At 38.4% G+C, this 12,619-nt stretch carries 13 protein-coding genes; 1 reads left to right on the plus strand and 12 read right to left on the minus strand.

Annotation, left to right across the window (positions count from 1 at the left end; all coding sequences use genetic code 11):
* The first annotated feature begins 443 nt into the window (after positions 1–443).
* On the plus strand, positions 444–1,805 hold the full coding sequence (ffh, locus tag AC106S_RS01570; protein WP_062700049.1) for a signal recognition particle protein: 1,362 nt from the start codon (positions 444–446) through the stop codon (positions 1,803–1,805).
* A 53-nt stretch (positions 1,806–1,858) separates the two neighbouring features.
* Here ffh and AC106S_RS01575 read toward each other — a convergent pair whose 3' ends face one another.
* The 12 genes from AC106S_RS01575 to AC106S_RS01630 form a co-directional block, all read right to left on the minus strand.
* Positions 1,859–2,299 (minus strand): hypothetical protein, encoded by a 441-nt coding sequence (locus AC106S_RS01575; RefSeq protein ID WP_482437379.1) that lies wholly within the window; start codon positions 2,297–2,299, stop codon positions 1,859–1,861.
* Between the two features lie 18 nt (positions 2,300–2,317).
* Positions 2,318–3,823 (minus strand): hypothetical protein, encoded by a 1,506-nt coding sequence (locus AC106S_RS01580; protein WP_482437380.1) that lies wholly within the window; start codon positions 3,821–3,823, stop codon positions 2,318–2,320.
* 63 nt (positions 3,824–3,886) lie between these two features.
* The gene (locus tag AC106S_RS01585; RefSeq protein ID WP_482437381.1) at positions 3,887–5,374 is read right to left on the minus strand and encodes a hypothetical protein; all 1,488 of its coding nucleotides are present in this window, start codon (positions 5,372–5,374) and stop codon (positions 3,887–3,889) included.
* 28 nt (positions 5,375–5,402) lie between these two features.
* On the minus strand, positions 5,403–6,029 hold the full coding sequence (locus tag AC106S_RS01590) for a suppressor of fused domain protein (protein WP_482437382.1): 627 nt from the start codon (positions 6,027–6,029) through the stop codon (positions 5,403–5,405).
* Between the two features lie 36 nt (positions 6,030–6,065).
* On the minus strand, positions 6,066–6,425 hold the full coding sequence (locus AC106S_RS01595; protein ID WP_482437383.1) for a hypothetical protein: 360 nt from the start codon (positions 6,423–6,425) through the stop codon (positions 6,066–6,068).
* Between the two features lie 136 nt (positions 6,426–6,561).
* Entirely contained in the window at positions 6,562–7,197 is a 636-nt protein-coding gene (locus AC106S_RS01600; RefSeq protein ID WP_482437384.1) for an OmpW family outer membrane protein, read from the minus strand.
* An 89-nt stretch (positions 7,198–7,286) separates the two neighbouring features.
* Positions 7,287–7,940 carry a porin family protein gene (locus AC106S_RS01605; RefSeq protein ID WP_482437385.1) on the minus strand — a complete coding sequence of 218 codons (654 nt, stop codon included), beginning with the start codon at positions 7,938–7,940 and terminating at the stop codon, positions 7,287–7,289.
* A 90-nt stretch (positions 7,941–8,030) separates the two neighbouring features.
* Positions 8,031–8,720 carry an outer membrane beta-barrel protein gene (locus AC106S_RS01610; RefSeq protein WP_482437386.1) on the minus strand — a complete coding sequence of 230 codons (690 nt, stop codon included), beginning with the start codon at positions 8,718–8,720 and terminating at the stop codon, positions 8,031–8,033.
* Positions 8,721–9,149: 429 nt separating this feature from the next.
* On the minus strand, positions 9,150–9,647 hold the full coding sequence (locus AC106S_RS01615; RefSeq protein ID WP_482437387.1) for a hypothetical protein: 498 nt from the start codon (positions 9,645–9,647) through the stop codon (positions 9,150–9,152).
* 142 nt (positions 9,648–9,789) lie between these two features.
* Positions 9,790–10,455: a porin family protein gene (locus AC106S_RS01620; protein ID WP_482437388.1), complete on the minus strand. Its 666-nt coding sequence runs from the start codon at positions 10,453–10,455 to the stop codon at positions 9,790–9,792.
* 349 nt (positions 10,456–10,804) lie between these two features.
* Entirely contained in the window at positions 10,805–11,476 is a 672-nt protein-coding gene (locus tag AC106S_RS01625) for an outer membrane beta-barrel protein (RefSeq protein ID WP_482437389.1), read from the minus strand.
* Positions 11,477–11,578: 102 nt separating this feature from the next.
* A complete protein-coding gene (locus AC106S_RS01630) occupies positions 11,579–12,535 on the minus strand; it encodes a PhoH family protein (protein ID WP_482437390.1) in 957 nt (318 codons plus the stop codon).
* Between the last annotated feature and the right edge of the window lie 84 nt (positions 12,536–12,619).

The raw sequence follows: 12,619 nt of genomic DNA on the forward strand, positions 1-12,619 counted from the left end.
TTACAGGCTGTATAAAAAAGGGACGCAATGATTTTATCTCCGATAAAATTTCACACCGTAAAATCCATAAAAATCTTTGATTTTTAAACCTAAGTGTTCTTCTCAACATAAAGCTAGTCTCTTAAAAAGGATCTTAAGTGTAAAAATCTTTTGACTACGTCGAACCTTCGGTTTGTGGTTAAAATAATTTCCCGGAGATTCCACAGATTCCATAAATCTCACAGATGTTTGTGGATATTTTTCTCTGATTTATGTTTTAAAGAATTTCAATCTCAAAAAAATCATCTTAAAAAGACAAACAATTATGTTTAATAACCTTCACAACTTCCCTCTTCCGGCCTCCATCTTCCATTCCCAGTTCAAAATCCTTATAATATTAAGTGTATTATACCTGCATTTCTTAAAAATTCCTTATTTTTGCAAACCTATAATTTACAATAAATATGTTTAATAGTTTACAGGATAAATTAGACAAGGCATTACACAATATTTCCGGAAGGGGAAAAATTACTGAAATCAACGTAGCGGAAACCGTAAAAGAGATCCGTAGAGCGCTGGTGGATGCCGACGTTAACTATAAAGTAGCCAAAGATCTTACAAAAAGAGTTCAGGATAAGGCTTTGGGACAGAATGTTCTTACGTCCCTTACGCCGGGACAGCTGATGACAAAAATCGTTCATGATGAACTGGTAGATCTGATGGGTGGTTCCCAGGAAGGAATCAATCTTTCGGGAAAACCTTCTGTAATTCTTATTGCAGGTCTTCAGGGTTCCGGTAAGACGACTTTCTCCGGAAAACTTGCCAATTATTTAAAAACGAAAAGAAATAAAAAACCGTTACTGGTAGCCTGTGACGTTTACCGTCCTGCGGCGATCGACCAGCTTAAAGTATTAGGAGGCCAGATTGATGTGCCGGTTTATACGGAAGAAGGAGCAACCAATCCTTCTACGATTGCTGAAAATGCAATCAATTTTGCCAAATCAAACGGCCACGATGTTGTGATTGTGGATACTGCCGGGCGTTTGGCTATTGATGAGCAGATGATGAACGAGATCAAATCCGTACATTATTTCATTAAACCTAATGAAACACTTTTCGTTGTTGACTCCATGACCGGCCAGGATGCGGTAAACACGGCCAAAGCATTCAACGATGCGCTGAACTTTGACGGGGTTGTTCTTACCAAATTAGACGGGGATACCAGAGGGGGTGCTGCATTAACGATCCGTTCTGTGGTTGAAAAACCGATCAAATTCATCTCTACCGGTGAAAAAATGGAAGCTCTGGATCTTTTCTACCCGGAAAGGATGGCAGACAGAATCCTGGGAATGGGAGACGTTGTTTCCTTAGTAGAAAGAGCTCAGGAGCAGTTTGACGAAGAGGAAGCTAAGAAACTTCACAAGAAAATCGCTAAAAACGAATTTGGTTTTGATGATTTCTTAAAGCAGATCAACCAGATCAAGAAGATGGGTAATATGAAAGACCTTATGGGAATGATTCCGGGGGTTGGAAAAGCAATTAAAGATGTTGAGATCAGCGATGATGCTTTCAAACATATTGAAGCGATTATCTATTCTATGACTCCGGATGAAAGAAGAAGACCTTCTATTATCAATACTCAGAGAAAGCAAAGAATTGCCAAAGGTGCGGGAAGAAAGATTGAAGATGTGAACCAGCTGATGAAGCAGTTTGACCAGATGGGTAAAATGATGAAGATGATGCAGGGACCTCAGGGCAAACAGATGATGCAGATGATGAGCAAAATGCCGAATATGCCTGGAATGGGCGGAATGTTCGGAAAATAATAAGAAATTTTATTTAAAATATAGAATCCGGTTCAGATCAGAACCGGATTTTTTTATGGTTGTTTTAAATCTTCGTCAAAATAAGGAATTTCATCCAATGCCTCTTTTGCGTTGAAAATATCTTTGTTGGTTACAAATAACCGGTATTTATAATCATGCTCTTCCTCAAGATCATTCTGTATTGTACCGATGCCGAGATTTTCCAATATGTCTTTATGCCAATTAAATACAGCCAGTGAGCGCGTGAAAACCACCAGATGCCAATGCTGTATCTTCATCACATAGTCATAATAAAAACGGATTGCTTCCTGTTTATCCGGACCTGAAAACAGGGTTTCCACTACCTGTCCCCGTTCATAATAATTGACCTGCCATTGCCCGGCTTTCATTTCCAGCCGTTCCATATCATCATAACGCTGTGCGCCGATCCCTTCAATACAAAACCGGACACAGCCTTCTGCTATCAGTTGATCATACAATTCATTAAGTTCCATCTTTCCGAAATTTTAATATTAATATGGTGAAGGTTGAAATATCTGGGATACCATCTGATGTTTTTCCGAATAAAACAGGTAGAGTGTCCCCCAAAGTCCGTAACGGTAGAACTGGGCAACAAATTTCATTTTCTGCCCATCGGGGTCCAATGGGGTTTCATCTTTCTTCTCCCATGCCGCTTCTTCGCCTATCCACAATTTGTCGAAAGGTTCACCATCTTCTTCATCATCTTCATAATGATGCCCTACCACCTGTACAATGCGTTCAATACCGTTTTTAGTTTTATTGTTGGTGAAATCCAATAAGACAGGTTCACTGCCGTACGGATGCATTATCCCATCGAGTACTCTTTCCTCATTAAAGTCATGCCACCACAGATAACTTTGGGTATCAAGCATCATTACAGCCTGCTGCAGAGTATATTTCCCTGAAAGACTAAAGCGTTTAGTCTTAGAATATTCTTCTTTTGTTACTTTTATCTTATCACCAAAATGTTCAAAGGTATATTTCCCGTTACCTCTATCCAGAATGACTTTATTCTCACTCTTTTCAATGTAATTTCTTTTCCATACCTCATTTTTTTCAAGACATTTAAGGGTAAACTCAAATGTATCAGGCAGACCTTCCTTTTCACTGATTTCAACATGCATCCCATCCCGTTTATGGTAATTGATCCAGCTGTATGAACTATGAAAATGATCAACCGCAAATTTTTTGATTACTTCTCCTGCATCAGCCATTACATTCTTATCTTGTATACCGTGAATGTTCCAGTAATTTACTTTGATATTCCAATCGGTCTTATCTTCTTTAAAAACTGCTGAAAACATATCATATCTGCTGTAAAAGCTTAGTTTCTTTAATGGAATGAGATGCTTTGCCATTTTCTTGGAGGCAGTGAAGCCTTTACGGGTCTTTTTGTACAGCATCTTTTCAGTGATCTTCACCTCACATTCCGGAATGTTCATGGTAATTTCTTTCAAAAAGCCATCGGCATCATAATGGTATCTGAAAAATTCCAGATTCATCCATTTTCTGTTTCCCAGATAGTATTGTACAGTCTTCGTAACAGGCATGGATATTCCGTTGATGCTTTCATAGCCGTAGATGTCACGCCCATTGGGTCTGTATAAACACGAACCTGACTGTATCAGCTGGCCGTCGTTATTATACTTATCCACCCTTTCGTAATTCAGGCTTTCAATGTAATCTATTGAGGTCTGAAGGTATTCGCGCTCTTTATTAAGGTAATACCGATCAAGCTTCCTAAGGTTAAGCGGAGCAAGCAGCTGATATTTGCCACCTGCCAGCCGGAAATCTATACGGTCGACCTCTTCATTCTGGATAAAGAAGGTAAAAGGAATGCCTTCCCATTTTTCATTGACGATACTGCCGTCCAGCTTTAAAATAGGCTTCAATACATTTTTAAAACCTTTAATACTGATCAGACAGCTCCCCAGACCGGGATTACTTTCTATTTTAGTTTTCTTTTCCGAGGTGGACAGTATGAAATCTTTTCCCATTTTTTAATTATTTCGGGTAATACCTGCACAGATTATTCAAGGTCGTTATTTTATGAATAACTATTATGTACACTGAAACACCTGGGATACCATCTGATGCTTCTCCGAATAGAACAGAAACAGCGAGCCGAACATATCGTCATGGTCCAGCTGGGCAACAAATTCCATCTTATGCCCGTCAGGATCGCATGGGGTTTCATCGCTTTGCAGCCAGTCCGGTTCGCCTGTGCGCAGTGTGCCTTCAGTAATATTATCTTCTATTTCTACTTCCTGTATAATACGCTCAATACCGTTTTCAGTTTTGTTATAGGTAATTTTCAGATCCTGAGGCCACTCAGAAACTCTTTCCTGTTCAAAATTGCTGTACCAAAGGTAACTCTGGGTGTGTACGATCATAATGGCCTGCTGCAGGGTATACTGTCCGGGAAGCACAAATTGTCCCGTACCATATTTACTTTCTGAAGTCACCTGTATTTCATTACCTGAATGCTCAAAGGTGTATTTACTACCCCATTTCCATTGCATGACCACTTTCTTATCACTTTTCTCAGTGTACTCCAGAGGTAAATCGTCGGTTTTTTCAGGAAAGCTGAACGTATATTCAATAGTATCGGGCAGGCTGTCTTTTTCATTGACTTTGACCTGTATCTCATCCTGTCTTTCAATTTTACAGGTATACCTGAGAAATCCGGAATACAGATCATAAAAATGATTAAATGCATGCCGATATATCATGTTGCCATAATCAGCATTGGTTACCGGCTTTTTTAAAGTAATGGAACGTCCCTCAATTCCCAGGTACCACGCATCCTCCTCTTCTTCAAATACTGCTGAAAAAGGGACCCTCGTGTATGTAACCCCCAGTTTTTTATCTATTGCAGGAAGAAGGTGGGGAGCCAGCTCCTTTGATGCGGTGAAGCCCTTTCGGGTCTTTTTATACAGGATCTTTTCGGTGATCTTTATATCTCCTCCCGGCTGATGTATGGTAACTTTTTCAATGAATCCATCTGCATCATAGCGGTAGGCGTGTATTTCCGAATCCAGCCATTCTCCATTGCCTGTGTAATACTGTACTGTTTTTGTAACCGGCATGAGTGCTCCGCCTATTTTATCATAACTGTACACCAGACGCTTATGGGGACTGTACGAATAGGATCCCGACTGCACCAGCAGACCATCACTGCTGTATTGGTCCACCTGTTTGTAATTAAGTTTTTCTATCCTGTCTACCGAAGTCTGAAGATATTTACGTTTCTCATCCAAATCCTCATATTCTTCAAATTCATCAATTTTCTCCAGTTTAAGCGGGGCAAGCAGCCGGTATTTTTGGTCCTCCAGGCGGAAGTCCATACGGCTTACGTCTACATTCTGAACCATAAAGGTAAACGGAATGCCTTTCCATTTTTCACTGACTACGCTGCCGTCCAGCTTTACAATAGGCAGCAACTTCTTTTTGAACCCTTTTATATCAATCAGACAGCTTTTAAGGCTGGGAAAACCTTCAATTTCAGATTTCTTTTTTGAAGGGGACAGTATAAGTTCTTTCTGCATTTTTAAATTTTTTTTTGTTCCGTACAAATTACTTTTTAACACCTACCCAGTTCCTGTCCAGGTCACTGTATGGGTAGATTTTTATCATCTTCAGCATATTGACGAATCCCTCATGGCCAAACATTTCTACGGTAGCCAGTTCTTCTTCAAAAATCTCCATGCACAGCAGAAGATGATGCGTGTGGCTTTCGATCTCAAACTCCTTATACACATCAAAAATAATATATCTTGGCTCGCCGTCACTTCCGGATATCCGGCATATCTCATACGGGTTAAAAACCTTGTTATATGCTGCCCCCGCGATTTGTGTAAAGTTTTCACACATACGTCTTTCCATAATATTGAATGCGGTAGGAGGATCCTGACTGATATCGCTGAAAGGCTGTTTTGTAAAAGCAATCAGCTCATATGTTCCATTTTGGTTGGGTTTCGGGCCTTCGCCTTCCTTAGTGATGAGTTCCATCGTTGTAAACCCGGTTCCTTCTATATGATTGGGGAAATAATGCATATCCACAGCTCCCAGCGTCATTCCTGCAATTACCCTGAAAGGAATGACCGCATGGCCGATTACTTCGGCTGAAGCTCCCAATATACCCTCAATGGCCTGTTGTTTCAGATTGTAGTACTCAATGTAGTTTTCGTTATTATCATTCATGGTATTCGTTTTAATCTTTATTTGTTCCTGTCTCCGCTACTCTATCACCATTCTGACTTTGGTTACACCCTCATCATCATATTCTTCATTGTACACGTGTTTGCCGATGATGCTCTTTATCGCCGTTTTTACATCCTCCAATTCACCGGCAAGTTCCAGGGTCACATTTCTTGAAATATAATAGCTGTCCTCATCAATAAAATCGGATACATGGAGGTAAAACTTATCGAGGATGTCTTCCAGAGGGTACTGCGAGTCCTCTTCGCCTTCGAGTTCATAGCTGATGGCAAAGACATAATGATCTTCTTCAGGATCTCTGTAAATGTTTCCTTCCGTCAGCTCGTAGTCCGGATTGTCTTTATATTTATCAAGCAGTGCTAAGCGTATGTTTTTCATAGTTATTGTAATTGTTAAAAGTCTGTTTCTGAATTTTTCATCAGGAAACTGCTCAAGATCTTCAGAATTCCGGAAATTTCAGTGAAACGGCAAAAATAATTTTCAACCGTCAGCAGATTTTTTAAAACAAAGCTGATTATTTATCTGATTTCCCGGCCTTACTTTTAATAAAATAAGAGAAGCCGGCATTTACTCCGAAATTTTTGATATTGGTGGTAAATTTCGTGTTCATATAGGTTTCTTTACTTGAGAACTGGTCGTAAGAAATACCAAGATTAATTCCCAGAGACTGTGTCGCCATATAGGTAAGTCCGCCTTTCACTCTCCACATCAGTCCATCCATTTTAGTTTCACTGGACACAGGATAACCCATAACCTCCATTTCTCCTTTGTCTTTTACGGTTGCATATCCGATACCTGCCCCCAGAAAAGGAACAAACTTACTGTCGTTTGCAAAATAATAAGCAGCAGTAGGCATTACGGCAAAGCTTGTCGTTGTCAGCTTTGTTTTATTGTATTTGGTAACCATATTTGAAAAGTCCATATCGATACCAACAGCCAGTTTATCGATGACGAAGTATCCCACCGATGGAGTTACATTAAATTTATTTACTTTAGGATTATCTTCAGAATAACCGCCTCCCTTTACGGTTGTAGTGGTATTATTGAAACCCAGTCCTGTATTTCCGCTTATCACCCAGTCACCTTTTGTCATTTGAGCATCAGACAGGCCATAAAGTGCGACAGCACCCATTAATATTAGTTTTTTCATGATTATTAGATAAAATTTAGTTTTGGGTGCAAATATAGAAAAAGTCCTGAGAATTATTCCCCAGGACTTTATTTTATCAAAAAAGATCTTTATTTAAATTTATATCCTACTCCGATCTGCAAGAAGTTCATCTTCAGTTTCTCATTATTTACCGGATCTTTAATCATATTAGACAGTCCAAAACTGTAACGTGCATCAATAAACAATCCCTTGTAAACATTATAATCCGCTCCGAAGAAAAGTCCGAAATCAGCGGATTTAAGTCCGTCATTCAGCTGTTTTTCAAGGAACTGTTCAGCAGCGTCAATAGAGGCAGGATTTCCCACAGCACCTTCCAGCTCTACTTTTGCATCTGTACTTGTTTTAATGCTCACATAAGGACCTGCGTAAATTCCCAGTTCGGGCGTTGCATAATATCTGGCAGACACAGGGATAACAATCCTGTTCATTCTGAACTTCTCTGTTACAGTAATATTTCCCATGCCAACTTCAGCTTTTCCGCCCAAACCAGCGTATTCAAGCTCTCCCTGGATCGCGAATTTATTATTGAACTTATGTTCCACCAAAGCGCCGATGTAAAAACCGGATTTAGATTTCAGGCTTCCTTCAATTCCTCCCAGCTCAAAATCATTTTCATTCGAGGTTAATTTTGATAAAGCATAACCTCCTTTTACTCCAAATCTGGTTTGGGCATTTATTCCGGTAAACAGAGCAAGAGCTCCGATTAATAAGATTTTTTTCATGATCATTAATTTAAAAACTTGATTTATAAAGATAAAAAAAACCCTAAAAATTACTCTTTAGGGCTCTTGTTTTATTAATGTTTTTACTAATTATTTAGAGAAAACATATTTAACACCGATAGTTACAGTAGATAGATTTACACCGAAGTTGTAGTTATCTACGCTTTTTGCACCGTCTGTGTTATATTTTTTGTTGTTGTAACCAAACTCACCGATAGTAGCTTCGATAGTCCAGTTTTTGTTTAGGAAATAATCCAAACCTGGCTTGATGCTCACTCCGATAGAAGTAGATTTTGCTTTGTCAGTGCTTGTAGAAACACTTGTAGTTGTAGTTCCTGAAGGAGTAGTAACAGTTGTAGATCCTTCTACTTTATCTTTACCGCTTCCGAATTCCATTGGAACTGATAACTGACCGAAGAAATATAATTTATCGCTTAAAGTCCAGTATTTTCTTACGAAAGGCTCAACTACGATAGCGTTGTTGATATCTTTAGTTTTTGCATCTAAAGTAGTAACAGTAGTACCAGATGTGTTAGTTTCGCTTTTTTCAAAAGTTGTTTTTCCATTTCTGTACCCAACACCTAAACCTATTGCAAGGTTAGTATTTACAAAATATCCAACTGTTGGAACAATATTGAATTCAGATACTTTCTTATCTGTATTATTATCGCTTTCCTGAGAAAATCCAACTTGACCAGATACATATACAGTACCTTTAGCAATCTGAGCGTTTGATAAACCGAAAAGTGCTACTGCACCCGCTAATAATATTTTTTTCATTTTAAAAAATTTTAATACTTTCTGAGGGCAAATTTACAGTGGGAGCTGTTAATATTAAAATTTGTTAACCTGATTAATATCATTGTTAAAATTAAGCGTTTTTCGGAAATAAAACCTAGTTACAATAAGGCATTGAGGTTTTCACAATATTATGAATAAAAAAATTACAATTTTTCAATGGTACCATAATATCGATTATTTTATTTAATTCAGCAATTCATGAAAAATCATCATAAATTTTAGTTTTTAACATTTGTCCGTAGATTTAAAACGTTAATTTTTAAGATATTACACATTAATCAAACGAATCAAGACATAAATCCGGACTTTTTCTTATAAAAAATTATTTGGCCGGAAATGAAGTGTAATATCATATAAAAAACTCCGGCCATAAAAGCCGGAGTCTGTATGATTCGATTTTAAGTTTCCTTATTTAAGGAAAAAGTTATAGCCAATATTTACAGCACCTACGTTCCAGCTGGAAGTATACCATCCGTAATCACGCTTGTTGCTGATAGACTGATATCCTATGTAAAGCTCACCTTTAGACATCTGGTACCCGAATTTCGGCTGTGCATAGAAACCTCCGTCTACTCCGTCTTTCGTAGAAATCCCGTATCCTAAGTCAAGTCCCACAAAGATAGGAGCTCCTGAAAATTTATATTTTCCGGAAACCGCTACCGGAATAAATCCGAAATCATCAAAATGATCTTTTCCGAAGAAATGAGAATATCCTGTGGTAACCCCAAGGTCAAGCCCTTTTGTAATGTTCCACATATAAGCTGCATCTATTCCTAATGTAAATGAAGAAGCATCTCCCGCATCACCTACCGGAACTCCGATGTGTCCACCCAGCTTAAAACCTTCCTGCGCATGTGCAGCGCCTCCTAAAAACGCAAAAGCACCTAGTAATAATAGTTTTTTCATTTCTAAAATAGTTTTCGATTGATGCCCCAAAATTACTAAATATTTCCGTTACTCAGGCAATATTCATGATTGAATACTATAAACAAAAGAAAAGCAGGAAAAATTTTCCCTGCTTTCTGTTATCTTTATTACGGGTAAAGGCTTAGTTTCCTCCGAACTTAAACCCAACGCCTACCTGAAGGAAGCTGTTTGTTAATTTAGCATCTCCTGAATTCTTGGCCAGATTAGAAACTCCCATATTGTATCTGGCATCAAAGAATAACCCGTTTTCAAGAGCATATTCCGCACCTAAGAAAGGAGCAATATTCAGGGTATTCATCTGATCTTTAACATCTACTTTATCGCTTCCCGAAATTTCAAAACCAGGAATCATTCCAAGCCCGAAATCCGTTACCGTTTTTTCTTCTGCTGTAAGGATGATTCCGAAACTCGCTCCTGCAGATACTGAAAAATTCTCTGTAATAAAATATTTCGCTGAAACCGGCACCAGTAAGGTTCCTAACATTCTTTTGGATTTTACACCGAAAAATGTTCCCGGATCATCCGCGTCCTCCACATGTCTGCTGATTTTGCCCCCCAGCTTTGAATAAAGAACTTCTCCCTGAAGTGCAAACTTGTCACTCAGTTTGTGCTCTACCACACCTCCTACATAGAACGTATGAGAAGGGTCTGTACTTTCAGATTTGCCGTCGTTTTTGAATTTTAAAGTTGAGAGAGAATATCCTGCTTTTACCCCGAATCTTGTTTCCTGAGCACTTAGTTTTGTGCCTATCATTGCAATAGCTGCAACCAGTAATAGTTTTTTCATGATTATTTTTTAGTTCGGTACAAAACTAGATATTTTTTTCAAATCAGCAAGTATCCATGAAATAAATTAAGGTTTGGCTTAAATTTATAAATTTATTTTTTGTGGGACGTTCAAATCTCTATCAGATTTTCATAAAGATTTCAGTTGTTCCTGCGTATACGGCAGATTTCCCACTCATAAGAATCTGAGATCTTCGGGGAATTGTCAGATCAGATCTTATAAGTTTTAATATGTATGAGGTTGACAATCTGTAAGGTTTAGTCCTTCCAATAAATCAGAGAGAGAAAACTTTCAAAATCCATGTTTCTCCGAATTCAAATATCCTTTTAGAACAATTCCAACAGATTCGTCAGTCTTTCTTTTTAATTTTATATCCCACTCCTAGCAGCAGGTAACTGTTCTTCATCGTATAAAAGTCCTGCTGGCTGCTGTTTTTCACCATATTGAACATTCCGAAAGTATATCTTACATCCAGAAACATTCCGTTATTCAGATGATATTCTGCTCCGGCAAAAGGATTTACCGAAAAGGTTCTCAGCTGGTCCTTATTATTCTTTTTCTCACTGAAAAGATTCTGAACCAGATCACCGGCCAGGAAAAGCTTATGATCTGAGTTTCTGCTGACCGCACTTTCGGCTTCAATCAGAAATCCAATATCCGCTCCTGCATTAAGATTAAAGCTGCGTGCAGGATAATATTTGAACAACAGAGGAAAGTTAAGTGTTTTCAGATTGATCTTGTTGATCATTCCTGTTTCTTCGTCCTGATATTCATATTTTCCTCCAAGAACAGATGCCGCAATTTCGGCCTGTACGGCCAGTTTTTCATCGAACTGATATTCTGCAAATCCCGCAATACGGATGGCGAGCCTTCCTTTGGATTCAAAGCTAAAATCAGGATTTTTAAATGACGGATCTAATGTGGTGCGTCCAACGTTTCCTTTGATACCGAAATTGAATTTCTGTCCGGAAATACCGGCTCCGTAAAGAAGAAGTAAGGCTGTAAACAGTGCTTTTTTCATGGTTAATCTGAGGTTTCAGATCCCAAATATATCATGAAACGGGGAATCTGCATTCCCCGTCACTGTTTATTCATTTAAAGATAATTTTCAGATAACAGAAATTTAATCTCTCAGTCTTTTTTCTTCATCGTTATACGCCAGAATGATCTTTCTTACCACAGGATGTCTTACCACATCTTCTTCTGTAAGGTGTACAAAGCCGATTTCTTTAACGTCTTTTAGAATTCTCATCGCTTCTTTCAATCCAGACTGCTGGTTTTTCGGAAGGTCGATCTGGCTCGGGTCTCCGGTAATAATGAATTTGGCATTCATCCCCATTCTTGTCAGGAACATCTTCATCTGGGCATGCGTAGTATTCTGGGCTTCATCAAGAATTACAAATGCGTCATCCAGCGTTCTTCCCCTCATAAAGGCAAGGGGCGCCACTTCAATAACTTTTTTCTCCATAAATCCTTCCAGCTTCTCATGGGGAATCATATCCCGGAGCGCATCGTATAAAGGCTGCAAATACGGATCCAGCTTTTCTTTAAGGTCTCCCGGTAAAAATCCAAGACTCTCCCCTGCTTCTACGGCAGGTCTGGTCAGAATAATTCTTTTCACCTCCTTATCTCTTAAAGCTTTTGCCGCCAACGCCACACTCGTGTATGTTTTTCCTGTTCCGGCAGGGCCAATGGCAAAAACCATGTCTTTTTTCTCGGTTTCTTTAACGAGCTTTTTAAGATTGGTGGTTTTCGCTTTAATAACTTTACCGTTTACCCCTTTTACAATAATATCCTGGTCAAAGATCAGCTGTTTCTCATTTTCATCTTTAATATTCAGGATATTTTCCACATCCTTCAGCTCAATGGAATTGTTTTTGGAAATAAATTTAACAATATCATTCAGTTTCTGTTTAAGTATGTCTAAAGCTTCCTGATTCCCCATAGCAAAGATAAAATGGTCTCTTCCTGTAATTTTAAGCGTCGGAAAGCTTGATTTTATTAAATTGAAATATTGGTTATTAACACCATAGAAGATTTTCACGTCAACATCTTCCAGATCATAGGTTAATTCAAACATGCAGTATTTTTATTTTTAGATTTTAAATTTAACGTTTTTTTTCAAATTTATATGAAATTCTTTTCCATAATCTTTCGGGCTTTG

The organism is Chryseobacterium sp. FR054, from assembly GCF_056844565.1.